Source organism: Bacteroidia bacterium, from assembly GCA_041391665.1.
GTDB lineage: Bacteria > Bacteroidota > Bacteroidia > J057 > J057 > JAGQVA01.
Map to the genome: position 1 here is coordinate 2412136 of JAWKNO010000001.1, position 24028 is coordinate 2436163.

The window sequence follows — 24028 nt, forward strand, 5'->3', positions numbered from 1 at the left end:
TGGTTGCCACAATTGTTAAAGTGAAAAACCTATGCCCAACAGAAGATCATTTATCAAACTATCAGCCCTTGGGGCAGCTTTTTCGGGGAGTATTTTGCAGGCATGTGCTGAGTCTCCGACTGCGAAAACGGTTACCAAGCCGATCGTTATCTCTACATGGAGGCATGGATTGGGAGCCAATGAGGCTGCCTGGCAGATACTCTCGAAAGGAGGCAGAGCCCTCGACGCCGTCGAGGCCGGAGTCAGAATTCCTGAATCTGATCCCAACGAACGCTCCGTCGGATTTGGCGGCAGGCCTGACCGCGACGGGATCGTTTCGCTTGATGCCTGCATCATGGACGAAAAAGGGGACTGCGGCTCTGTCGCTTTCCTCCAGAATATCAAAAACCCGATCTCCGTAGCCCGGCTTGTCATGGAAAAAACGCCTCATGTGATGATCGTCGGCGAAGGTGCACTTCAATTTGCCCTCGCAAATGGTTTTCAGGAGGAAAACCTTCTCACGCCTGAATCTGAGGCAGAATGGAAAGAATGGAAAGCCAAACAAGAAGAAACCCGCCCGCCAGAGATTAATGTAGAAAATCATGATACCATTGGCATGGTTGCACTTGATGAGCATGGCAATCTTTCGGGTGCTTGCACCACCAGCGGTGCAGCGTTTAAATACCACGGAAGAGTAGGTGATTCGCCCATTATTGGGGCTGGTCTGTATGTCGATAATGAGGTCGGGGCAGCGACAGCAACAGGTTGGGGCGAGGCGGTAATCCGGGCGGTAGGGTGTTTTCTGGTGGTAGAACTTATGCGCCAGGGAAACAGCCCGGAAGAAGCCTGCCGACTGGCTGTCGAACGTGTGATTAGCAAAAATCCAGACTGGAAGGATATCCAGGTTGGCTTTCTCGCGCTCAACAAAAACGGCGAACATGGCAGCTACTGCATTGCCCCGGGGTTTGACTATGCCGTCTATTCTCCCGAAATCCCCAACGAAATGATCAAAGCAAAAAGTAAATTGTCTTAATCTATTTTACCATGCCTCTTCATACCCTGGAAATATGTATCGACTCCATCGCCTCTGCGATTGCTGCTCAAAAAGGTGGTGCTCACCGTGTAGAATTGTGCGACAATCTCGTAGAAGGCGGAACTACGCCCAGTATGGGGATGATTGATTTGTGCAAACAAAAAGTTTCCCTCGGTATTATGGTGATGATAAGGCCCCGGGGGGGCGACTTTCTGTATGATGATGAAGAATTTGAGGTAATGGCAAATGATATTCTGTATGCCAAAAATGCTGGTGTTCAGGGAGTAGTACTGGGGATGCTTTTGCCTGATGGCCGTGTCGATAAACCCCGGTTGGAGCAGCTGATCCGTATCGCCAGACCCATGGAAGTAACTTTCCACCGGGCGTTTGATATGACCCCTGACCCATTCCGTGCACTCGATGACCTTATCGACCTGGGGATTGACAGGCTGCTTACTTCCGGGCAGGAAGCTGAAGCGGTCGCCGGGATTGAGCTGATTGCCCGTCTGGTTGAACGAGCCGGTAATAAAATAAGCATTATGCCAGGTGGCGGGATCAATGAGTCAAATATCCACCGCATTATCTCCGCAACCGGCGTAACGGAATGTCATTCGACCGCTAAAGATCGGGTCGCCAGCCAGATGAATTATCAAAACCCTAAAGTATATATGGGTAGCCCTGGTTCTGCAGAATATGAGCGGTGGATCGTCAGTGAGTCCAGAGTGAAATCGTTGCTTTCCAACGCAAAAGAATAGTTTTTGGGTAAAAGACAATTGAAAACCCTCGCAGGTATTTTTATTTCTGAATGATTTAACCCATTTTCAGGGCAAAATATATTACATGGTAGGAAAACTCTCATCAACAGAAATCGAATCTATCCTTTCACGGAATTATATCGGCCACCTTGCCTGTACTGATGGCCTGACGCCTTACATTGTTCCCATCACCTATTATTACGATGCACCGCGTAATTCCATTATTGGTTATACGACCGTCGGGCGGAAAATTGAAACCATTCGGAAAAACCCCAAAGTATGTGTGGAGGTCTCCGAAATTACCAATTTGACCAACTGGACAAGCATCATTGCCGAAGGAACATACCAAGAACTGACCGGTAAAGACGCGTTTGAGGCTGTAAAGCTGCTCATGCATGACCTGGCAGAGATTATCAATGCAGAAGGACAGCAAAAGGTCGATTTTATCAGCGATATGGCCCGATTGGCAGAAGATAAAGAAAAGGTGATTTACCGGGTACATCTGGAAGAAAAAAATGGCCGGTTCGAAAAAAGCGAAGGCTGATTCCTTTCACACACACTCCTGCGATATTTATACTAACTAATAGCAATGTTATGCAGAAAGATTTAAAAAAATACTGGCGAACCAATCTCCTGTATATGGCTATCTTACTGGGTATATGGTTTCTTGTATCTTTTGGCTTTGGCATTTTTTTCGTTGATGCCCTGGATACGATACAAATCGGCGGATTTAAGCTGGGGTTTTGGTTTGCTCAGCAAGGGTCCATTTATGTCTTTACCATTTTGGTATTTGTGTATGCCTGGTTGATGAATCGGCTGGATGAGGAGTATGATGTGGACGAGAAATAAAATATTGATTTACCCTGGTAATTAATCTGCAAAGTCATGGGCGTACAAGCGTGGACATTTTTAATCGTAGGACTTTCTTTTGCCCTCTATATAGGGATAGCGATATGGTCAAGAGCGACCACAACGAAAGAATTTTATGTAGCAGGGGGAGGGGTCTCTCCATTAGCAAATGGTATGGCTACGGCTGCTGACTGGATGTCTGCTGCTTCTTTTATTTCGATGGCAGGGCTTATTTCCTTTATGGGCAGAGATGGCTCTATGTATTTGATGGGTTGGACAGGTGGTTACGTCATGTTGGCGCTGTTGCTGGCTCCTTATCTGCGAAAATTTGGCAAGTTTACGGTACCTGATTTTATCGGTGACAGGTATTACTCCAATACAGCCAGAGTCGTTGCAGTCTTTTGTGCAATATTTGTCTCTTTTACCTATGTCGTAGGGCAAATGAAGGGGGTGGGAATTGCCTTCTCCCGGTTTCTGGAAGTCGATTTCACTACTGGGGTAATTATCGGAATGGCCATTGTCTTTTTCTATGCAGTGCTGGGAGGAATGAAAGGAATTACCTATACACAGGTTGCTCAATATTGTGTTTTGATCTTTGCATACCTCGTCCCTGCGATTTTTATCTCTATTCTGGTAACCGGAAACCCGATTCCTCAATTTGGTTTCGGTGGTACAACAACAGCAGCGTATGGCGGTGAGTATCTGTTGGAAAAATTGAATATGCTTCATACTGACCTGGGGTTTAAAGAATATACCTCCGGCGTGAAAAGTACTTTTGACCTGTTCTGCATTACCCTGGCACTCATGGCCGGAACCGCAGGGTTGCCACACGTAATCATTCGGTTTTTTACCGTGCCCAATGTAAAGGGGGCTCGTAAATCAGTCGGATACGCCTTGATTTTTATCGCAATCCTGTACACAACGGCCCCGGCTGTAGCCGCATTTGCCCGCCTGAATATGATCCAGACAATTTCTGGCAAAGCTTATGCATCTGCTCCGGCATGGGTAAAAAACTGGGAAAAGACACACCTGATTACTTTCGAAGACAAAAATGGAGATGGTAACATGCAGTACCTTGCTGACAAAGAAGCAAATGAAGTTACCATAGACCCGGATATCATGGTGTTGGCCAATCCTGAAATTGCCAAGCTGCCCGCATGGGTAGTGGCACTGGTGGCCGCAGGTGGGCTGGCAGCGGCCCTTTCTACTGCCGCCGGGCTGTTGTTGGTTATTTCTACGGCAGTTTCTCATGACCTTTTGAAAAAAACATTTAAGCCTGATATCACCGATAAGGAGGAGTTGTTATATGCGCGTATAGCTGCCGGGGTGGCAATCTTGATTTCCGGCTACTTTGGCATTCATCCGCCTGATTACGTAGCCGCAGTTGTCGCCTTTGCTTTTGGATTAGCCTGTTCTTCATTCTTTCCCGCAATCTTTCTGGGTATCTTTGACAAACGAACCAATACTCAGGGGGCAGTAACCGGGATGCTGGTCGGAATTCTTTTTACCGCAGGGTATATTATCTATTTTAAATTTATTAACGTAACCGCAAATACCCCGGAAAACTGGTGGTTTGGGGTGTCTCCTGAAGGTATAGGCACAATCGGCATGGTCATCAACCTGGTGATTACGCTGGTTGTCTCCCGCCTGACGCCGGCACCCCCGGCAGAAGTTCAACAAATGGTGGAGGATATACGTATTCCCCGTGGATCTTCTGCTCCCATACAGGGACACTAGACATTGAAAGGAATTCCCTAAAGGGTTTACAGATTAAAATGAACAAATTTTATACCTTTGCGAAGGCATAAAAATTAAGGAAGTAGTATGAGTGCAAACGAAGAATACGTCTCGCTCAATTTTATTGAAGCAATCATTGAAGACGAAAAGAAAAAAAATGGTGGAAAACCTATATTAACTCGTTTCCCGCCTGAGCCTAATGGCTATCTTCATATTGGCCACGCCAAATCTATTTGCCTCAACTTCGGTCTCGCACAAAAATATGGAGGGAAAACCAACCTCCGTTTTGATGATACAAACCCCACGACCGAAGAAGTCGAATATGTAGAATCGATTAAAAAAGATGTAAAGTGGCTGGGCTTTGATTGGGAAGACCGTGAGTTTTATGCATCCGATTATTTCGGTCAACTATATGATTATGCCGTAGCGCTGATCAAACAAGGCCAGGCCTATGTAGATGATTCTACTCCTGAAGAAATCCGTCGTATGCGTGGCGTGCCCACCGAAGCGGGAGAGGAAAGCCCCTATCGCAACCGTTCGGTGGAGGAAAATCTCGATCTGTTTGAAAGAATGAAAAATGGGGAGTTTCCCGATGGCTCGAAAGTCCTTCGGGCAAAAATCGATATGGCTTCCCCCAACATGCATCTCCGCGACCCGATTATGTACCGGATTATCCACGCCCATCATCACCGCTCCGGTGATGCCTGGTGTATCTATCCGATGTATGACTGGGCTCACGGACAAAGTGATGCGCTCGAAGGAATCACGCATTCGATCTGTACCCTGGAATTTGAAGTTCATCGTCCTTTGTACGACTGGTTTCTCGACCAGCTTCCTCCCTTTGATCCACGACCCAGACAAATAGAGTTTGCCCGGTTGAATCTGAGTTATACCATTACCAGTAAGCGCAAACTGCTCGAACTGGTAACCGGTAAATACGTGACCGGATTTGATGACCCCCGGATGCCGACGATTTCTGCCATGCGCCGGAGAGGTTACCCTGCCTCCGCTATCAGGAATTTTGCAGACAGAGTGGGAATTGCCCGCCGGGAAAATGTGATTGATGTCGCTCTTCTGGAGTATAGTGTGAGGGAAGAACTCAATAAAACGGCGCCACGTGTAATGGCTGTTCTGGATCCGTTAAAAGTGATTATTACGAACTACCCCGAAGATCTGACGGAAGATTTTGAGGTGGAAAATAACCCCGAAGATCCGGCATCTGGCTCCCGAACTATGCCTTTTTCCAGAGAAATTTATATCGAACGGGAAGATTTTATGGAGAATCCTCCAAAGAAGTTTTTCCGGCTCGGCCCTGGCAATGAAGTGCGGCTGAAAGGGGCTTATATTATTCGTTGCGACGATTTTAAAAAAGATCCGGAAACAGGCGAAATAACGGAAATCTATGCAACTTATGACCCTGATACCCGAAGCGGTTCAGATACCAGCGGGAAAAAAGTCAAAGGAACGCTCCATTGGGTTTCGGTTGCACAGGCGATAGAAGTAGAAGTTCGGCTCTATGACCGTTTGTTTATGGATCCTGATCCTGACGGACACAAAGAACACGACTTTAAAGAGTTTCTCAATCCAAATTCTTTGGTAGTTACCCGTGCATTTGTAGAGCCTGGGCTGAAAAATGCACAGGTGCTTGATCAGTTTCAGTTTATGAGAAAAGGGTATTTCTGCGTAGATCAGGATTCTACCTCAGAAAACCTGGTGTTTAACCAAACGGTAACCCTGAAGGATAGTTGGGCGAAAGAACAAAACAAATCTTAAAATTGCGATAGCAGATGCGAAAAATCGCAATCTCTGATATACACGGTTGTCTGAAGACACTCAAGGCCCTGGTGGAAAATCAGGTAGAACTGACCAAAAATGATCAGTTGTATCTGCTTGGGGATTATATTGACCGGGGGCCAGATTCCAAAGGTGTACTGGATTATATCATGGGGTTAAAAGAATCGGGTTTTTCTGTCAACTGTCTCAAAGGAAATCACGAGGAAATGCTGGTTCAGGCTGCCGAAGATTCACGTGAAATTTCAATGTGGCTTTACAACGGAGGACAGGAGGCCCTTGCCAGTTTTGGTACAGATTCTCCTTCTGAAGTTCCTGAAAAGTATATCAATTTTGTCAAAAATCTTGACCTGTATTACGAAGTAGATGAATATATTCTGGTTCATGCCGGATTAAACTTTGTGGGCGAAAAACCGGAAAAAGATAGTAGCCAGTTTCTCTGGCGATTACATAATCCACTTCGTGACTACAAATCGATGCTGTGGATCAGGTGGTGGTATGAAGATATTGACTGGAACTGGCTTCAGGACAGAGTCATTGTCCATGGACATACCCCGGTCGAAACCGATGAAATATGGGATATGTATGATCTCCTGGAAGAAGACCAGGTCCTTGACATTGACAATGGCTGTTTTGCCAGATATAAAAATGGTATGGGACAGTTATGCGCATTTGATCTGACAAACCGCGATCTTTACTTTCAAAAGAATATTGAATAAACCCTGGCTTGTAGGCCCCGGCAAATCTCAAAATCTATTGCCCATATCTGCAAATATCATCGTTCAACTGAAGCAGGAATACACCGGACATACGGGGTCGGTATTTGCCATGACCGTGAGTGAAGATGAAAAATGGCTGTTTACCTCCGGAGATGATGGCATCATCGCACAATGGAATCTTGAAACTAAAGCGGATCAGGGAAATGCGGTACTGCGTACGGATAAAAGTGTATATACCCTGCTCTCTCTTCCGGGAAACCGGTTGATGGCTGGTACAAGTGATGGGACAATTTATGTCATCGACCTCCTGAACCGCAAAATCACCCACACCCTGCGAAAACCACCTGCGGCGATCTATCATTTGTATCTTGACCAAACGACAGAAATCGTTTGGTGCCTGCATGGGCAGGGCGGTCTGACATTATACCATAGCCATGATTGGCGTGAAATGAGCCATTTGCAATTATCGGTGAAGCATCTGCGTTCTGTATGTGAAAGTCCTGATGGTGAAAATCTTTTCATTGGTACGAGCGATAATCGCATTCTGGTACTAAACCGCGAAAATGCAAACCAGGTATATGAATGGGCGGCTCATAAAAATTCGGTGTTCTCACTTGCCATTTTACCTGAAAGCGGATACCTGATCAGCGGCGGAATGGATGCTCATCTGAATATTTGGGACACAAAAAATTTGTTCAATTTGATAAAAAGCTTACCTGCTCATAATTTTACCGTAAATGACATTGTGATTTCACCCAGTGGGAACTATTTTGCTACGGCAAGTCGTGATAAAACTTTTAAGCTCTGGAATTCTCATACTTTTGATTTATTGAAAGTAGTGGATTACGAACGGAATCTGGCACATCGTCATAGCATAAACCGTATCAAATGGTTGAACGCAGACAACAGTATCATCACATGCAGCGACGACCGGCGAGTAATTCGCTGGGACGTATTGTTGGACTAAAAAAACAGAGCAATGATTACCCCTATTGAAATCAGGCAACATACATTTAAAAAGGCCCTCCGCGGATTTGACAAAGATGAAGTGCAGGCTTTCTTAGTTGCGCTTTCTCAGGAATGGGAGCAACAGCAGGATAAATACAGAGCACTCAGGGAAGAAATGGACAAGGTGCAAGCCAGCTATCAAACACTGAAAGAAGTGGAAGATATGCTGCACCGGACACTTATGCAGGCAGAACAGTCCTCCCGCGATACCGTAGAAAATGCCCGTCAAAAAGCAGAACTGCGAATCCGTGAAGCTGAAAGCCGCGCACATGAAATTGTAAAAAAAGGTATCGAAGACCGAAATACGCTGCAAAGGGAAATCGAAGAGTTTGCCCGCAGAAGAGATCAGATCTTAACTCAGTTGAGGGTTTTCCTCAAAACCCAACTTGATCGTCTGGAATCCTTCGAACTGGCTGAACTTCCCCCTGCTTCTTTCAATCCTCTGGTTCAGGCCGGTGATAAAAATAATATAGACAACTTTCTGGGTTCAGGCGAAAATGGCACTGCAGACAGCAACCTCCTGAATGATATTATGAACGAATTGTAATATGATCCTATCTGACGCGAGAATTCTCGACGAAATCGAAAAAGGAAATATCGTAATCGAACCCTTCCTGAGAAAACGCCTTGGCAGCAATAGCTATGATGTTCATCTCGGTAAATATCTGGCAGTATATAAAGACCGGGTACTCGATGCCCGAAAACACAATCAGATTGAAGAAATCATCATCCCCGAAGAGGGATTTGAACTTCAACCTGACACGCTCTATTTGGGGGTAACCGAAGAATATACCGAAACTCATGGTCATGTGCCTTTTCTGGAAGGAAAAAGCAGTATCGGTCGACTGGGTATTCATATTCACGCTACTGCTGGCAAAGGAGATGTGGGTTTCTGCAATACCTGGACTCTGGAAATTACGGTCGTACAACCGGTAAAAGTATATCCCGGTATGCCTGTAGGACAACTCATCTATTTTGAAGTGGATGGGAATGTGATCAACCCCTACAATCGTAAGGAAAACGCCAAATATACCTCCCGTACGATCAAGCCGGTGGAGTCGATGATGTGGAAAAATCAGTTCTGAGGTATTCGTTGATAACCCAGATTTCATTTCCCCTGATTTCCTGCTTATATCTGTGCAAGGGCGCTGGTGGAGGCCCGTCAACTACCTGCCCATACTTATCATATATCCCCTCATGGCAGGGACACACAAATTGTTCGCTGTCTTCTTCATAAGCGACCGTACACCGCTTGTGCCTGCATACCAGACTGAAAATCACAAGTTCACCCTCCAGGCGGGTGGTCAGAATTTTTTTCCGGTTGAAACGACTGATTATATAAACCTGTTCCTCCAGATCAGACAATCGTCCTACCTTCATTTCCGGCTCATCCAGCAGGCTGCATCCATGGAGTAATCCCAGTGCACAAACCCCCGCTCCGGCGGTAATACTGTATTTTACAAAATGCTTTCTGTCCATCTCAATACACTCACGAGCAAAAGATCATTTGTGTAAAAAAGAACAATTTTTTTAAAAAAAACGTATCTTTACTGACGGAAAATCAAATGAAGAAAATCATTTCCATATTCCTGGGCCTATTTTACCTTATACTTTCGGTTGGGGTAAATGTCAATTACCACTATTGCCTGGGAAAACTGGATACGATTGAAATTTTTATCACCGACACACATAGGTGTTGTGATTATGAAGCGCGTGCCTGGAGTTGTTGTGAAGATGAACGTTTCTTTTTCCAACTGGATGAAGACCATAATCTGACTCAGGCAGATCCTCTTACAATTAGCCTCAAGGTTTCTCTGCTGGCTGATTTTTCCGAAAATCTTATTCCTGATTTTTCATTTTCAGAGGCCCGCATTGTCATTCCTCCTGAAAATGCCCCACCTCCTGTTTGGGAAAAAGCGTGGTTACGTTTTTGTTCTCCTATTATTTATGGTTAGTGGTTTGTTGAACTCGCATTGGCGTAATCCAACGCCTGTATCCGAATGTTTAACAAATAATTTTAACCAAAATGAAATCTTTCATTATTATCTTCTCTCTGGTAGTATCCGGACTTATATCGGGCCAACCCCTTGATGCACAAAATATTTCTAAGGGTGTTACCTCAATTTCGTTTAATGTGGAGGGGGTATGCGGCATGTGTAAAAGCCGTATCGAAAACTCTGCACTGGTAAAAGGTGTGAAAATGGCTGAGTGGGACAAAGAGACGCATATCCTGAAAGTAGTGTATAACCCCAAAAAGATTTCGGAAACAGAAGTCCACCAGGCGGTTATTGAATCTGGCCATGATACTGAAAAAATAAAAGCTTCCGATGAGGCTTACCAAAAACTCCCCGCTTGCTGCGCCTTTCGCGACGGAGTCGAAAACCACTAATAAGCCAGATGAAATATTTATTTGGCAGCCTGCTATTCGCCTGGCTTCTTATCCCTGTCTCAAAACTTGAAGCGCAGCAAGTTCATAAGTTTTTCCAGGGAAAGATATTACAGACGGATGAGTCTGGCGCTCTGCAACCAGTTGCGGGTGCTGGTGTTTACTGGCAAGGAACTACATTGGGTGCCTTGTCCGACAAAAACGGTGAGTTCCGCCTCTCAAGGACGGAACAATCCCAAAGTCTGATCATCTCTTATACCGGAAGCCAGCGCGATACCGTACAAACCGCCGGACTGGATTCGATTATTATTTATCTGAAAACAATAATCGAACTTGACGCAGTGGAGATAACGGCTCGTAACAAAACAACAGGTATTTCTTTTCTGAATCCCTTAAAAACGGAAATCATTTCTGAAAGAGAGCTGCTGAAAGCTGCCTGCTGCAATCTCAGTGAAAGTTTTGAAACCAGTCCCAGTGTCGATGTCTCATTTTCCGATGCAGTTACCGGTACAAGACAGATTCAGATGCTGGGCCTTGCCGGCCCCTATACCCAGATCACACGGGAAAATATGCCGGATGTAAGAGGGTTGTCCTCCCTGTACGGACTTACCTATACGCCAGGCCCCTGGGTAGAAAGTATACAGCTCAACAAAGGTGCCGGTTCGGTAGTCAATGGCTTTGAAAGCATTGCAGGGCAGATCAACGTCGAACTCCGCAAACCCGAAACAGCAGATCGCTGGTACTTCAATCTGTACGGAAATCAGATGGGCCGCATGGAAGCCAATATCAATTATGCTCAAAAGATTGGGGAAAACTGGTCAACAGGCGTTTTACTCCATGCAAGCGACAACTCCATCCGGCAGGACAACAATGAAGATGGTTTTTTGGATAACCCGGTAGGAAATAACTTCATTGCGGTCAACCGGTGGAAGTATATCGGCAATAACGGACTGATGTTTCAGGCCGGTGTAAAAGGAACCCTGAGCAGATTGGTTGGCGGACAAATGGACTTTATGCCTGCAGATAAAGGCTCTTCTTCAATTTGGGGGATGATTCTCAATACACAAAAAGTTGAAGGTTGGTCGAAAATGGGAAAGGTTTTCCCAGATAAACCCTGGAAAAGTATTGGGGTTCAGGTAGCTGGTGGGAACCATATTCAGCATAGCTATTTTGGACTTAACCGGTATGACGCCGAACAGCAGACTGTCTATGCAAATCTGATCTATCAGGGGATATTTGGCAATACCAATCATAAATTTCGTACCGGTACAAGTCTGCAGTACGACAAGTACGCTGAAACGCTGAACGTGAATTCCTACAACCGCACAGAGATTGTTCCCGGGGCGTATTTTGAATATACCTTATCTCTTCCCGACCGATTTTCGATGGTGAGCGGGGTCAGGGCCGATTATCACAATCTGTTTGGTGTATTTGTAACGCCAAGGATACATGCGAGATATGTTTTGGCGGAGCATACGGTTCTTCGTGCATCAGCAGGCCGAGGCCAGCGCACGGCAAATATCCTGGCTGAAAACAATGGTTTGTTTGCCTCTTCGCGGCAGATCATTATTCAGGGAGATGACCGCAATAAACCTTACGGTCTAAATCCGGAAGTCGCCTGGAACTATGGCATAAACATTACCCAAAACTTCAGGCTGGATTATCGCGATGGATATGTGAGTGCAGATTTTTACCGGACAGATTTTAAAAATCAGATCGTCATTGACCTTGACCAAAGCCCCCAGAAGGCGGTTTTCTACAACCTGAGTGGCCCTTCATTTTCCAACAGTTTTCAGTTGATGGCAGAATATGAAGTCGTCAAACGACTGGATGTAAAACTCGCGTATCGTTGGTTTGATGTGAAGACTAGTTATCAGACCGGTTTACTCGAAAAACCGTTGGTTTCGGCCCACAGGGCATTTGCCAATGTCGCATATGAAAGCCGTAGCTATTGGAAATTTGACCTGACTGTCAACTGGCAGGGTAGCAAGCGGTTGCCTTTTACGGGAAGTAACCCGGAAAACTATCAGTTACCGACGCGTTCGCCCGATTTTTTTATGGTCAACGGGCAGGTGAGTAAAGTGTTCCGCGAGAAGCTGGATGTATATATGGGGGTTGAAAATCTCCTGAATTTCAGGCAGAATCGACCATTTATTTCCAGCGAGGCTCCTTTCTCCGAATTTTTTGACAGTTCAATCGTGTGGGGACCAATCTTCGGAAGAAATATTTATCTGGGTCTCCGTTACAAAATCAGGTAGACAAAGACAGATTTTTCAGGATATATTTTCCGAGAATATCAAACTCAAGGTTCACAGGGTCTCCGACCTTTAAATCCTGAAAACTTGTATGCTCAAAGGTGTAAGGGATGATCGTTACAGAAAAACGGTCTCCCAACGCCTCAACCACTGTGAGGCTTACACCATTCACACAAACGGATCCTTTATCGACAAGCAAACCGGCAAATTTTGGGTCAAATCCAAAATAAAACATCCAGGATCCATCTCGCAATTCTATCGAAAGCACTTCACCTCGCGTATCGACATGCCCCTGTACAAAATGGCCATCGAGCCGGTCACCTACCCGGAGGCATCGTTCGACATTTACTTTTTTACCAGTTGTCCATGAACCAAGGTTCGATTTTTCGAGCGTTTCCTGAACAGCCGTGACTTTGTACAGGGCAGGTGTTTGCTGCGAAACGGTTGTAACCGTAAGACAGACGCCATCATGCGCAATACTTTGGTCAGGTTTGATTGTATCTTCAAAAGGCGTTTCCAGCAGAAAGGTGCGGTTAGAACCTTCCTCCAGCACCTCTCTGACTACACCTGTAAATTCAATAATTCCTGTAAACATACCTTAACGCATCAAAGTTACCCATCCTGTGCGCTCACCGGTTGTATTTCCGCCAAGGCCCAGTTCTTCGTAGCGAATATAATAATAATAGACACCTTCTTTTGCTTCTTTGCCGTCAAATGCCTGGCCTTCCCACAATACACCTATATCGGTGGTAGTTGTGTGCATAAGTCTTCCCCACCGGTCAAAGACCTTAAACTCTTTCAGAATCACATCCCGATAGAATTTGGGTTTAAAAATATCATTGATCCCATCCTGATTGGGACTAAAAACATTGGCCATAATAAGATTTGGACAATAATCTATACAGAATGGCTCTGATATCGGGCTGGTATTGCCAAGCGTATCCGTCGTAGTCACCGCATAACAACCAGCATAGCCAGTCAGGTCATTATTAAAGTTAAACTGAAGCAGGGTATCTGTTCCAAAACTTCCATAAGATAGTCGTGTTACCTCACGGTATGGGCCGGCAGGATTATTGGCAAATAAAACAGAGATAAAAGCGGCATCCCCATCACAACCTAAAAGCGGTTTTGTTACAGAAACCTCATGAATGAGATCCTGACAATTGCCAAATGTGGTAATGTCTGGCGGGCAGGGCGGCTCATCATCCTGTGCAAAATCGCAGGCAACCTGTGAGTCATTGAGCAGTGGATCTTTGACTCCCTGTACATTATGACTGCCAGTGGAGCGGATAAAATAACAATACCTGACAGAAGGGTTCAGATTCAAATCCTGATAAGTATGGGTATTGGCGCCTGTACCTGGTATGGTATTGATGAGTAAAAAGGGTCCGCCATTTTCGCTGCGATAAATTTCATAAGCCTCATTCATCCACGGTACAAATTCAGTCCAGGCAAGATCCATGGAGTTGCTGCCGGTTCCGGATGCGGTCAGGTAAATACTGGACCCAATATTTTTTCCGTTGCTGTTGTTGACGAGCAGTCCGAGTCCGTCAAACAATTCTACTCTATAATTATATCCTCTTACATCTGTATCGATCCCCGTATCAGTGAAGGTCGTATCGTTGTAATTCAGGGTGGCGATTTTGATAGCCGGGAATCCATTGTTATTGGCCCGGTACAAATGATAAGTATAGGGCGCCGGGAAAAACTCATCAATCACAGGCAAAGACCATGTTACAAAGATGGAACCATTGACCGGATCCGTAACAGAAACACTATCGTTGGTCATGTATAGTTCATCATTCAAAATCTCAATACAGGCCTCATTGGTTGCACAGCTTTCCAGTGCAGGGATGAGCGGTTCGATCGGTACATCATATATGGCAGTTACCACATAACAAATATCAGTTCCAAGTACACCCTCAAGGTCGGTGAGGGAATCTACAAATTGGGTGGAGAGCCAGCCTTTATTATAATTAATGAGGGTAAAACCAGCATCAGCGGGGCTGATTTCGCAGCAGACGGTATCCTCCATCCAGCCGGGCGTTCCGATTTTTCGATAGACATTGTACCCCAGCACTTTCTCTTCACAGAAGGTCGGTAACCAATTGAGCACTACAGAGCGGGAGCCTTTTGTCACCGAAAGTTCTGAAGGCGGAGGCGGAATTACCCGTATAGAAACCGCTTTATTGGCCGAGAGGGTAGTGCTGAGAGAGTTGGGAGACGAATAGCTCTTATTATCGGTTGCGTAGAAGTCGACCTGATAGAATTGTTTGCGGATATTGTCGCATGCCGTTTCCCACCGGATGGTACCTTTGATGGTATCTACCGGAAGTCCGGCGGTGTTGACTGTACTTACGGGAAGATTGCTGTATGGAAAAGAATTGCCGGGAACGGGATCCACGACCAGACCACTTAACGTCGCCGTATTTGTTACGGAAAACGGCCCATTGTTGCCGATCACCCCATTGTTGAGTTCAAGATATACGCTATCACTTTCATCGGGGTCGTAGGCGAGGTAGTCAAATTCGATGACATCACCCGCATACACACAAGTATCATTGATAGTTTTAATAACCGGAGGATTATTGTCGCAGTCGATCACCCACACGGCCATATCTCTTACGACATAGCCGAGCAGCTGTCCGTTTCGCCATTCTTCTACCACGTAAGCAAAATTAAAGATACCTTCTTTCATTGGGGAGTCCCAGGTGACAATACCAGTCACAGGGTCCATGGTGAAGGTACTAACGCCGAATGCCGCATTGTCAGGAAACCGGTAGCCATTGGCAATGGAGGGAGGGTTGGGGGGATCGTACTGATAGGACTCCCTGAGATAGTAAGCGAGCGAGTCTCCATCAGGGTCAAATCCACCCGGGTTATGAGTCCAGATTTTGCCGAGACAGGCATCATCGAGCGGTTCATTGAGGAGAAGCGGCGTATTATTTGAGCCGATAATGGCAGGGGTAATAAAAATACGGGTATAAACATAAAAAGAAACCTCTTCGGGGGAGGTGATATTGTTGACTGAGCCGTGTCTGGCTATATCCTGATAACGGATTTCGTATTCTCCCGGTCCCGGGAAAACATAGGTAGCATAATAGAGATTTCTTTTTACGGTTCCTTTTACCACGACCCCCGCTTTAGGATTCTGTATATTGCAGTCGCTGGGAATATTGACCAGGTTTCCCCCATTGGCTCGGGGTACTTGTACGAGGGTGGTGAGAAGAATTGGCGGAGAGGATATCGACCAGATTTCAATATCGGCAGAACACCGGTCAACCCCGGCTGGAGCGGGGTCAGTATAAGTAGTCAGAGTGATTTCATAGCTGTTGGAATTGTTGGGATCATTGCGTTGAGCAGTGATTTGGCCTGCAAGGTTGTGTGTAGCCAGGACTTCAGGAATTCCCGAAATAATACCGAAAAGTATTACTACGGCTATTCGTAAAGGAAAAGATATATAGGAGTTACCAGTTAGCATAGGGTGTCTTTTTGTGTTCAGGTAGCCGGAATCGTCTGAATAATATACAAAATTAAGCGAACGTACCCCCAAAACCCCAACGTTTTGTTTGAATACATGACACGCGGGCAGGGATTAAGGTTACTATTATACCATATAAAGACCCGAATGGTTGAGTCTTTCCACAGAGATAAAAAAAAAATACACAAGTGGGCAAGAAGAACGCGAATTCTTTTATTGCAGGTTGCATTTTGTATAAAATTATTCGTAATTGCACGACCATTTCAGGAACCAATAGAAACAGATGGATACTAAAAGTTATAAAACCCTCTCCGCTACCTTAGCTACCATTGAAAAAAAGTGGCTGGTAGTAGATGTTGAGGGTAAAATATTGGGAAGGGCGGCCAGTGAAGTTGCCCGGATTCTTCGCGGGAAGCATAAGACAAATTTCTCTCCACACATGGATTGCGGTGATAATGTGATCATTATCAATGCAGACAAGGTGGTGTTTTCAGGAAACAAACTGGACCAGAAGTCTTATCTTCACCACACCGGTTACCCGGGTGGTCAGCGTGAAGTAGTTGCGCGTAATCTACTGAGCGATAATCCTGTTGATCTGTTTGAAAAAGCAGTCCGAGGGATGCTTCCCAAAACCAAGCTGGGTAAAGCTATTATTAAAAATATGAGGGTATATGCTGGTGGAGAGCATCCTCATACAGCCCAAAATCCACAGGAATATAAGATCTCATAAAGAAATTATTTATTCATTACAATGAGTGATATCGTTAAAGTAGGTCGAAGAAAGCGCGCAGTAGCCCGGATATTTTTTTCTGAAGGCGGCACGGGTAAATTCGAAATCAACGACAAGGAGCTGGGAGTATATTTTCCCGTAGAAACCTTACGCATTAAAGTGCTTCAGCCATTTGCTGTTCTGCAACTTCCTGATGCAGAATTTGATGTAAAAGTGAATGTGAATGGTGGTGGTATCACCGGCCAGGCAGAAGCAGTAAGAATGGCCCTTGCACGGGCGCTGACCGACATGAATGAAGAATACAGAAGCCCGCTTAAAAAGGCTGGGCTGCTTACCCGTGACCCACGGCGTGTAGAGCGGAAAAAATACGGACTGAAAAAAGCAAGAAAGAGTACTCAATTCTCCAAGAGATAAGCGGATATGGAGCAACCTACCTACCAAGCATTACTGGACGCAGGCGTTCACTTTGGCCACCTCAAAAAGAAGTGGAATCCCTATATGTCTCCATACATTTTTATGGAGCGCAATGGAATCCACATTATTGATTTGAATAAAACGCAACGGATGCTCGATGAAGCAACCCGCGCTGCCAGACAACTCGCAATCTCCGGTAGAAAAATTCTTTTTGTCGCTACAAAAAAGCAGGCTAAAGATATCGTCGAAGCAGAAGCAAACCGCGTGAATATGCCGTTCGTTACCGAACGCTGGCTCGGTGGTATGCTTACCAACTTCGCCACTGTACGCAAGAGTATCAAACGGATGAAAAACATCGAAAAGATGAAGTCCGATGGTACTTTCGAACGGATTAACAAGAAAGAGCGACTGATGCTCTCCCGCGAACAAGCCAAACTTGAAAAAATCCTGGGTGGTATCGCTGAGCTCAATCGTCTGCCTTCAGCTCTGTTTATTGTGGATATCAAAAAAGAACATATCGCAGTCGCTGAGGCTCGTAAACTGAATATCCCTACCATAGGCATGGTGGACACCAACAGTAATCCTAATCTGGTGGACTTCCCGATCCCTGCCAATGATGATGCTACCAAGTCGATTCAACTGGTTCTTTCTACCATCTCAAACGCTATCGCTGATGGTCTTGACGAGCGCAAAAAACGCCGTGAAGATGATCGCGTGAAACACGAAGCTAATCGTCAGCGTGAAGATGAAGCTGTTTCAGTTGATGAAAACTAATTGATATAACTGAAATTCAATCCAGGAGGCTGTACCTTTAAGGTGCAGCCTCTTTTTTTATATGCAGCATTTTGGATTCTTCTTTCGTCTCACTGGAAAATGATCTATGCTTCAACCTATTCTTCCCCCGCCCCCTAAACCTCAGTTCCTGATGCTGTGGCTTCTGGCCATTCTTTTCCTGCCCGCGACCTTGCAGGCTCAGAGCTATGAAGATGTGCTATACCTCAAAAATGGATGGGTTCTTCGCGGTACACTTATTGGCTCGGCCAATGATTCGCTGGTCCGGATAGAAACCCGTGACCAAAATTTATTTGTATTTCCCCATGCTGAAGTATTGCGTGCCGAACAAAAAGTATGGGTTGCGAAAAGAACCTCACGGCCAGTTCCTGCTTATCGTACGACAAAAGAAATCAACTATCGGGATAAAGGCTATTTTCTGCTTGCGCAGATAGGTACGCTGGCAGGCAGTGTCAGTACCGTCAACAATGAAAACCCTAACGTGTTTAACCCTCATATTATCAATGGATACCGGTTTAATCACTTTGTCTCGGCAGGTGCAGGGGTTGGGATAAATCTTCTCGACAGGGGCGCTTATATGCCGGTTTTTCTGGATGTCAGAGGTGATCTTCTGAAACAGAAGATGACACCCCACTATTATACAAATGTAGGATACGCCATTCCGTTATATGCAAGGGAAGATGTCGTGGGTTGGTGGGGAGAGCCGATTATGACTGACTTTAATGCCAAAGGTGGTATCCTTATGGATGGCGGTGCAGGGGTTAAAATCTATACTCCATCGGGATTCGCGTGGTTGCTTACTGGTGGATACCGTTTTCAGCAAGTCGAAGAGTCGTATAAAACCTGGGGGGATGTATTGATCTCTGAGAAATATACCATCCGGCGTATTTCCCTTCAGGTAGGAGTAATGTTTTAGGCTAAGGAAGCAATATTACTTCCTTAGCCTGAAACATGGTTTATTTCATCAACCGAGGATCAATCTTTTGCATTTCTGCAGTCAGCAGATCAAGTTTTTCTTGTTGTCCTGTCTGGCTGTAATGCTGCTGAAGCATTTGAAGAGGAAAGAAAAATTCGCGGGTTTTGGGGAAATAGTCTTTGTTGGATGAATAGTACAACAATGTTTCCATCGCGAGTTTTTTCCCGTAATCAAAGAGTTGATCTCTTTTTTCTGTTTCTCCCAACCGGTCATAGATCAGACCATTTCTCACAATCATATATGGGTCAGGGGTTACTACCTCTACCGGGAATTTTGCCTCTGTGAAGTCCATGACTTCTTTGGCATACACTTTATTTTGATTGATCCGCTGCTCATGCGCTGCAATAACTTTTGCCACGCTGTCTGCTACTGCCGGGTTGCCGGCATTACGTGCACGAAGGGTATTGATTTCCGTCAACAGATCCTGATTTTCTCTTAAATACCCATTTGCCAACCTGTAGAACGTATTGTGATAATTGCCCAACATCCGCATGATGTTTTCATCGTAGTAGATTTTGGGGTTATCGAGGTTGGTGTATTTGAATACGGTGGTCATATTTGTGCGCATTCTTTCCAGATCAAGATCTCCGGAGAATGGATCGTAAGGATCATTTTTCCGTGGTTTTTTTAGCGGTACAATGCGGTATGCCAGACCTTCGAGACGGAGGTATGGATCCAGACCGAGGAAGCTGTTTGGCGTAACCGTATTGGCAAAATAGATAGGACGCTCCCAGTTGTTGGCAGCGGTATTTTCCAACAAGTTGAGGATAAGAATATCCTTAAGTTCCAGATATTTATTATTCTGTCCACCTCGTGTCGGCACTTCCCATGACATGGGAGACTGAACAAACGGCATATCTTCTGGATAAATAATTCCTTTCTCCAGGAGTGATTTGCCATTTGCGGGAAGAGAAACCGGCAGTTTGTTGCGGTCTCCAAAAGATCTGGATTGATTGGCCTGACCTTGGTAATCCTTTTGTTTAAGGCTTAGGGGCAATGGTTCAGATTCATTGACCTTTTGGTACATCTGATCTATATACCAGTCAGTATTGACGTAACTGAGACATAATACCCTTACATCCGGTCGCACACCTTCTACCTCCTGAATGTACCAAAGCGGGAAGGTATCATTATCTCCGTTGGTGAAAAGCACAGCATTGGGCGCTACTGAGTTGAGCAGGTTGTACGCCGACTCTGGTGCTACATAGTTGCCAGCTCTTGAGTGGTCGTCCCAGTTTTGAGTACCCATAAGCAAAGGCGCAATGATACCAATACCAGCGGCGATATAATGGGCAGAAGAGCTCAGAACATTCGCCAATAACTGATACAGGGCAATTACTCCTAACCCCACCCATATTGCATAGGTCTGAAATGATCCGGCAAATGAATAGTCGCGCTCTCTGGGTTGGGACGGATATTGATTGAGGTAAATGATAATGGCAAGTCCTGTGAAGAAAAATAGAAGCCCGATAACTGCGGCATCATTGGGTTTTCTGATAATTTGCCATACAAGTCCCAAAACTCCCAGCAGAAAAGGCAACATATAGTAATGATTTTTGGCCGGACTGTTTTTCATGAATTCAGGCATTTTGGAGGTTTTCCAGAATGCTAACCCACTTTCCCAGTTTAGATCCTGGATATCCCCTTCTTTACCCGCAAAATTCCACATAAAGTAGCGCCAGTACATGTGAATAACCTGATAGCGCCAGAAATAGGTCAAATCTTCGAATCCCGTGGGCTTGTCATCGTTGGGATCATTGGGTTTGCCCGTATTTTCCACATAGTTTGTATAAGCGTGAGGGCCCATATTAAACCGGCCTTTCTCATACATTCTTGGGAAAAGCTTCATATCCTTGTCCTGATATACATACTGGCGTTTGACACCGATTTCTGTATATCTGTTTGCATTGGGCTCCAGAATAAATTCCTTGCCGGTTTCTTCAAGGTCAACCGGGACGGCATTATATAAAGGTCCCCGGAACAGCGGACGGTTGCCATACTGTTCCCGTTTCATATAAGATAGAAAAGTCTGTGTATTGTCAGGATTGTTTTCGTCAATCGGAGGATTGGCGTTTGAGCGGATCGGAATCATCAGATAGGAAGAAAATCCAATATAAATGACAATCGTGCTCAGCAGGGCTGTATTCAACAGAAGCATATTTTTCTTGTTGGAATAGTAGACCGCCCCTATAAGCCCGCCGAAAAGCAGAACGAAAAAAACAATCAGTCCTGTTCCCACCGGAAGGCCCAATCCGCTTTTTGAAGCGCCGTTGGGGTATTGAATGCCGGAGAAAAACTGTTCAAATGCCCATGCAAAGTCAAAGGTATAAAGGATAATGGCCGTCTGAATAACTCCCAGAATAGCAACTGAAACAGCGCCTGTAACCAAAAGTCCCTGGATGGAAAATGGATATTTGCGGAAGTAATACACAAACGCCAGCGCAGGAATCGTGAGGAGGTTCAACAGGTGGACCCCAATCGAAAGCCCCATAAGATAGGCAATGAGAATAATAAACCGTTCGTTGCCGGGCTCGTCTGCACGGTCTTCCCACTTAAACATCAGCCATACAACAACAGCTGTGAAGAAGGAACTCATCGCATAAACTTCTGCTTCAACGGCATTAAACCAGAATGAATCAGCAAAAGTACACACCAAACCTCCCACAACTCCTGCGGCCATAATGGCAAAGGTTTGTGTGGATGAAGGTTCTTCTCCATTCTGAAGCACGATTCTGCGTCCGAGGTGTGTCGTAATCCAAAAGGTAAATAAAACGGTAAAGGCACTGGAAAGTACGCTTAGAAGGTTGACCATGAAGGCGATTTTCGTCACATCATCAAAGGCAAACATGGCAAATATTCTGCCCAGCAGCAGAAAAAACGGTGCTCCGGGAGGGTGAGGAACTTCCAATTCATTGGAACATGCAATAAATTCACCGCAGTCCCAGAAACTGGCGGTGGGTGCCATTGTCAGTAAGTAAGTCACCAGCGCAATCAGAAAAACGCCCCAGCCAGTGTAGTTATTAATCCTGTTGTATATCATTGTTTAAATCAGGTTTCGGGTTTTGCGAGCCGAATATAGGCAAAACTATCCAACAATGCTGAATTGCAAAGCCAGAAATGTCATTCAAAATAAAATACACTTTAAAACTGTGGAGGTTCAATGGCGGGAGGTTCGAAACGATAAAAGTCCTTTTATCTTTTTTCAAACAGATCATCCATTGTCAGGGCGTAATCAACCAAGCCGAGACTGTAAGGATTTTCTTTAACACCGAAAGTTGTGATCATGGTCAAAAATACCTGTTTTCGCGTATGCGAAACTTCCTTAAATTTCGCTATCCGATTGCGATATTTCATTGCGGTGGCCTTGTCAATGGTATATTCTGCGGCATAGAATTTTATCTCGCAGAGATTGATGACATGGTCATTTCGGTCAATCAACAGGTCGAGTTGAATGCCTTCTTCGTTCTCATTGCCTTTTTTAAAATAGGAGTAAACAATGGCATAAACCCCAGAGATACCCAGTGCCTTTTTGATTTGAGGTATATGTTTAAAGCATATATTTTCAAAAGCATAACCTGCCCAACTGACGTACGCTTGAGTTTTGCTCAATTGTTGCCAAATATTTGCGCCCCCAGGCAGGTTTTGTTCCATGAATTGGAAATAAAAAAGGGAAAACTCGTCGGTTAAACGGAACAAACTATCTTTTTTCTTTTTCCCAAAAGGTAAATAAACTGAAATAAAGCCCGAGTGTAATAACTCTTCTATCACTGTGGAAATACCGCCGCCTTCGGACAAAGTTGTGTTTTGAACGATTTCGGAACGTGTGAACCCTTTTTGTTTACTGGCTAATGTTCGAATAACTTTTACATGTGTTTCAGAATTGTCAAACAAGGAGGAATAGAGTTTAGGAAACTCGTCCCGTAATAGCCCGTTTTGGGAAAAACAAATAGCATCTATATTTTGAGCGGTACTTTTCCCACCCTCGACCTCCTCCAGATAATGTGGCACACCACCCAATGCCATATAAAGTTGGAGGATTTGGTAGCGGTCAAAATTTAGGTTTTTCGTTTTGAAAAAATGTTCTGTTTCTTCTAAATCGAAAGGTTGGAGGTAAATGCGTTTGGTGATTCGATTGTGAAGCCCTCCTTTGTCATGTACCACTTTTTTTATCATCCAGGATGCTGCCGAACCGCAAACTACAACAACAATATTTTGATTGACCGCCCAACTATTCCAAAACCAGCCTAAGCCTTTCAGAAAGCCTGACTTATGGGTTGCCAACCAGGGTAATTCATCCAAAAAGATGATCTGTTTTTTTGATTTTTGTTTCCCTTCTAAAAATTTAGAAAGCAGATAAAATGCTTCCAACCAATCTTTTGGTTGGGTTATTGGAAAACGCCCCGAAGAATATTTGGCGATTTGCATCATAAAATTGCGCAATTGCTCCTGCCGGGAGGCATGTTGAATTCCGGTTATCTCATAATCAATCCGGTCTCCATAAACTGATTTGACCAAAAAGGTTTTGCCAATTCTGCGCCTGCCAATGACAGCAACCATTTCCGATTTAGGGGATTGGAGGGCAGTTTCCAATATTTTCTTTTCTTCAAGCCGGCCAACTAGTGGGTTTCTGTTCATGAATAAGTTTCTATTGCTCGCGAAATCGGTACTAATTTAACCACATTTCGCGAGCAATAGAAATTTATTGCCCGCGAAATCTTCTGCCCCAATCTCGGGCAAATATTTTATCACCTTACCACTAATACCACAATCATCGCAATAATGGCGGGAACTGCCTGAACATAAAAAATTCGCCGCTGTACAGTGAACGCGCCATAAATCCCCGCGACAATGACACAGCCCAGAAAAAATACAGCGACATGCTGCGACCATTCTGGTGTGCCGATGAGCAGCGACCAGATCAACCCAGTCGCGAGAAACCCATTATAAAGGCCCTGATTGGCTGCAAATACTTTGGTCTTTGCAAACAGCTCTTTGGGTAAGGATGAAAAGGCCTTGCGACCCATCGTATCCCATTTAAACATCTCTATCCACAGGATGTATAAATGTTCGATTGCCACGACTGCTATCAGAATTTTTTCAATAATGGTCATAAGGCTTGTTCT

General features: G+C 44.9%; 23 protein-coding genes. 17 read left to right on the forward strand and 6 right to left on the reverse strand.

The window, feature by feature from the left end; genetic code table 11:
• Positions 1-31: 31 nt before the first annotated feature.
• The 10 genes from R3D00_09915 to dcd all read left to right on the forward strand — a co-directional run bounded on the left by R3D00_09915 (position 32) and on the right by dcd (position 8956).
• Entirely contained in the window at positions 32-1012 is a 981-nt protein-coding gene (locus R3D00_09915) for a N(4)-(beta-N-acetylglucosaminyl)-L-asparaginase (protein ID MEZ4773485.1), read from the forward strand.
• Between the two features lie 11 nt (positions 1013-1023).
• Positions 1024-1767, forward strand: a complete 744-nt coding sequence (locus R3D00_09920) for a copper homeostasis protein CutC (protein MEZ4773486.1) — start codon at positions 1024-1026, stop codon at positions 1765-1767.
• An 85-nt stretch (positions 1768-1852) separates the two neighbouring features.
• Positions 1853-2311 carry a pyridoxamine 5'-phosphate oxidase family protein gene (locus R3D00_09925; protein ID MEZ4773487.1) on the forward strand — a complete coding sequence of 153 codons (459 nt, stop codon included), beginning with the start codon at positions 1853-1855 and terminating at the stop codon, positions 2309-2311.
• Positions 2312-2361: 50 nt separating this feature from the next.
• Positions 2362-2616, forward strand: coding sequence for a DUF4212 domain-containing protein (locus R3D00_09930; protein ID MEZ4773488.1), 255 nt, complete (start codon positions 2362-2364; stop codon positions 2614-2616).
• Between the two features lie 36 nt (positions 2617-2652).
• On the forward strand, positions 2653-4353 hold the full coding sequence (locus tag R3D00_09935) for a sodium:solute symporter family protein (protein ID MEZ4773489.1): 1701 nt from the start codon (positions 2653-2655) through the stop codon (positions 4351-4353).
• Positions 4354-4440: 87 nt separating this feature from the next.
• Positions 4441-6126 (forward strand): glutamine--tRNA ligase/YqeY domain fusion protein, encoded by a 1686-nt coding sequence (locus tag R3D00_09940; GenBank protein MEZ4773490.1) that lies wholly within the window; start codon positions 4441-4443, stop codon positions 6124-6126.
• A 14-nt stretch (positions 6127-6140) separates the two neighbouring features.
• Positions 6141-6863 carry a metallophosphoesterase family protein gene (locus R3D00_09945; protein ID MEZ4773491.1) on the forward strand — a complete coding sequence of 241 codons (723 nt, stop codon included), beginning with the start codon at positions 6141-6143 and terminating at the stop codon, positions 6861-6863.
• 37 nt (positions 6864-6900) lie between these two features.
• On the forward strand, positions 6901-7830 hold the full coding sequence (locus R3D00_09950; protein MEZ4773492.1) for a hypothetical protein: 930 nt from the start codon (positions 6901-6903) through the stop codon (positions 7828-7830).
• 12 nt (positions 7831-7842) lie between these two features.
• Positions 7843-8418, forward strand: coding sequence for a DivIVA domain-containing protein (locus R3D00_09955; GenBank protein MEZ4773493.1), 576 nt, complete (start codon positions 7843-7845; stop codon positions 8416-8418).
• A 1-nt stretch (position 8419) separates the two neighbouring features.
• Entirely contained in the window at positions 8420-8956 is a 537-nt protein-coding gene (gene dcd, locus R3D00_09960) for a dCTP deaminase (GenBank protein MEZ4773494.1), read from the forward strand.
• Here dcd and R3D00_09965 read toward each other — a convergent pair.
• The gene (locus tag R3D00_09965) at positions 8916-9350 is read right to left on the reverse strand and encodes a ubiquinol-cytochrome c reductase iron-sulfur subunit (GenBank protein ID MEZ4773495.1); all 435 of its coding nucleotides are present in this window, start codon (positions 9348-9350) and stop codon (positions 8916-8918) included. The genes dcd and R3D00_09965 overlap by 41 nt on opposite strands.
• An 86-nt stretch (positions 9351-9436) precedes the next feature.
• Here R3D00_09965 and R3D00_09970 point away from each other — a divergent pair, with 86 nt between their 5' ends.
• The 3 genes from R3D00_09970 to R3D00_09980 all read left to right on the forward strand — a co-directional run bounded on the left by R3D00_09970 (position 9437) and on the right by R3D00_09980 (position 12515).
• On the forward strand, positions 9437-9826 hold the full coding sequence (locus R3D00_09970) for a hypothetical protein (protein ID MEZ4773496.1): 390 nt from the start codon (positions 9437-9439) through the stop codon (positions 9824-9826).
• 71 nt (positions 9827-9897) lie between these two features.
• Positions 9898-10260 (forward strand): hypothetical protein, encoded by a 363-nt coding sequence (locus R3D00_09975; protein MEZ4773497.1) that lies wholly within the window; start codon positions 9898-9900, stop codon positions 10258-10260.
• An 8-nt stretch (positions 10261-10268) separates the two neighbouring features.
• On the forward strand, positions 10269-12515 hold the full coding sequence (locus R3D00_09980) for a TonB-dependent receptor (protein ID MEZ4773498.1): 2247 nt from the start codon (positions 10269-10271) through the stop codon (positions 12513-12515).
• On the opposite strand, the gene R3D00_09985 is transcribed toward R3D00_09980, so the two are convergent.
• A complete protein-coding gene (locus R3D00_09985; protein MEZ4773499.1) occupies positions 12508-13107 on the reverse strand; it encodes a riboflavin synthase in 600 nt (199 codons plus the stop codon). The two genes, R3D00_09980 and R3D00_09985, sit on opposite strands and share 8 nt — an antisense overlap.
• Before the next feature lie 3 nt (positions 13108-13110).
• The gene (locus R3D00_09990) at positions 13111-15993 is read right to left on the reverse strand and encodes a gliding motility-associated C-terminal domain-containing protein (GenBank protein ID MEZ4773500.1); all 2883 of its coding nucleotides are present in this window, start codon (positions 15991-15993) and stop codon (positions 13111-13113) included.
• A 283-nt stretch (positions 15994-16276) separates the two neighbouring features.
• Between R3D00_09990 and rplM the strand changes: the two genes are divergently transcribed.
• The 4 genes from rplM (at position 16277) to R3D00_10010 (ending at position 18845) form a co-directional block, all read left to right on the forward strand.
• On the forward strand, positions 16277-16723 hold the full coding sequence (rplM, locus tag R3D00_09995) for a 50S ribosomal protein L13 (GenBank protein MEZ4773501.1): 447 nt from the start codon (positions 16277-16279) through the stop codon (positions 16721-16723).
• Positions 16724-16744: 21 nt separating this feature from the next.
• The gene (gene rpsI, locus R3D00_10000; GenBank protein ID MEZ4773502.1) at positions 16745-17137 is read left to right on the forward strand and encodes a 30S ribosomal protein S9; all 393 of its coding nucleotides are present in this window, start codon (positions 16745-16747) and stop codon (positions 17135-17137) included.
• 6 nt (positions 17138-17143) lie between these two features.
• Positions 17144-17911, forward strand: coding sequence for a 30S ribosomal protein S2 (rpsB, locus tag R3D00_10005; GenBank protein MEZ4773503.1), 768 nt, complete (start codon positions 17144-17146; stop codon positions 17909-17911).
• A gap of 151 nt (positions 17912-18062) precedes the next feature.
• On the forward strand, positions 18063-18845 hold the full coding sequence (locus tag R3D00_10010) for a hypothetical protein (protein MEZ4773504.1): 783 nt from the start codon (positions 18063-18065) through the stop codon (positions 18843-18845).
• Between the two features lie 40 nt (positions 18846-18885).
• On the opposite strand, the gene R3D00_10015 is transcribed toward R3D00_10010, so the two are convergent.
• From R3D00_10015 to R3D00_10025, 3 genes are all read right to left on the reverse strand, one after another.
• Positions 18886-21945 (reverse strand): DUF2723 domain-containing protein, encoded by a 3060-nt coding sequence (locus R3D00_10015; protein MEZ4773505.1) that lies wholly within the window; start codon positions 21943-21945, stop codon positions 18886-18888.
• Between the two features lie 152 nt (positions 21946-22097).
• Positions 22098-23540 (reverse strand): ATP-binding protein, encoded by a 1443-nt coding sequence (locus R3D00_10020; GenBank protein MEZ4773506.1) that lies wholly within the window; start codon positions 23538-23540, stop codon positions 22098-22100.
• A gap of 110 nt (positions 23541-23650) precedes the next feature.
• On the reverse strand, positions 23651-24016 hold the full coding sequence (locus tag R3D00_10025) for a DUF1304 domain-containing protein (protein ID MEZ4773507.1): 366 nt from the start codon (positions 24014-24016) through the stop codon (positions 23651-23653).
• Between the last annotated feature and the right edge of the window lie 12 nt (positions 24017-24028).

Coding starts and splice junctions, on each gene's coding strand:
- R3D00_09915 (MEZ4773485.1), top strand. CDS start 32: ATGCCCAACAGAAGATCATTTATCAAACTATCAGCCCTTGGGGCAGCT.
- R3D00_09920 (MEZ4773486.1), top strand. CDS start 1,024: ATGCCTCTTCATACCCTGGAAATATGTATCGACTCCATCGCCTCTGCG.
- R3D00_09925 (MEZ4773487.1), top strand. CDS start 1,853: ATGGTAGGAAAACTCTCATCAACAGAAATCGAATCTATCCTTTCACGG.
- R3D00_09930 (MEZ4773488.1), top strand. CDS start 2,362: ATGCAGAAAGATTTAAAAAAATACTGGCGAACCAATCTCCTGTATATG.
- R3D00_09935 (MEZ4773489.1), top strand. CDS start 2,653: ATGGGCGTACAAGCGTGGACATTTTTAATCGTAGGACTTTCTTTTGCC.
- R3D00_09940 (MEZ4773490.1), top strand. CDS start 4,441: ATGAGTGCAAACGAAGAATACGTCTCGCTCAATTTTATTGAAGCAATC.
- R3D00_09945 (MEZ4773491.1), top strand. CDS start 6,141: ATGCGAAAAATCGCAATCTCTGATATACACGGTTGTCTGAAGACACTC.
- R3D00_09955 (MEZ4773493.1), top strand. CDS start 7,843: ATGATTACCCCTATTGAAATCAGGCAACATACATTTAAAAAGGCCCTC.
- dcd (MEZ4773494.1), top strand. CDS start 8,420: ATGATCCTATCTGACGCGAGAATTCTCGACGAAATCGAAAAAGGAAAT.
- R3D00_09965 (MEZ4773495.1), bottom strand. CDS start 9,350: ATGGACAGAAAGCATTTTGTAAAATACAGTATTACCGCCGGAGCGGGG.
- R3D00_09970 (MEZ4773496.1), top strand. CDS start 9,437: ATGAAGAAAATCATTTCCATATTCCTGGGCCTATTTTACCTTATACTT.
- R3D00_09975 (MEZ4773497.1), top strand. CDS start 9,898: ATGAAATCTTTCATTATTATCTTCTCTCTGGTAGTATCCGGACTTATA.
- R3D00_09980 (MEZ4773498.1), top strand. CDS start 10,269: ATGAAATATTTATTTGGCAGCCTGCTATTCGCCTGGCTTCTTATCCCT.
- R3D00_09985 (MEZ4773499.1), bottom strand. CDS start 13,107: ATGTTTACAGGAATTATTGAATTTACAGGTGTAGTCAGAGAGGTGCTG.
- R3D00_09990 (MEZ4773500.1), bottom strand. CDS start 15,993: ATGCTAACTGGTAACTCCTATATATCTTTTCCTTTACGAATAGCCGTA.
- rplM (MEZ4773501.1), top strand. CDS start 16,277: ATGGATACTAAAAGTTATAAAACCCTCTCCGCTACCTTAGCTACCATT.
- rpsI (MEZ4773502.1), top strand. CDS start 16,745: ATGAGTGATATCGTTAAAGTAGGTCGAAGAAAGCGCGCAGTAGCCCGG.
- rpsB (MEZ4773503.1), top strand. CDS start 17,144: ATGGAGCAACCTACCTACCAAGCATTACTGGACGCAGGCGTTCACTTT.
- R3D00_10010 (MEZ4773504.1), top strand. CDS start 18,063: ATGCTGTGGCTTCTGGCCATTCTTTTCCTGCCCGCGACCTTGCAGGCT.
- R3D00_10015 (MEZ4773505.1), bottom strand. CDS start 21,945: ATGATATACAACAGGATTAATAACTACACTGGCTGGGGCGTTTTTCTG.
- R3D00_10020 (MEZ4773506.1), bottom strand. CDS start 23,540: ATGAACAGAAACCCACTAGTTGGCCGGCTTGAAGAAAAGAAAATATTG.
- R3D00_10025 (MEZ4773507.1), bottom strand. CDS start 24,016: ATGACCATTATTGAAAAAATTCTGATAGCAGTCGTGGCAATCGAACAT.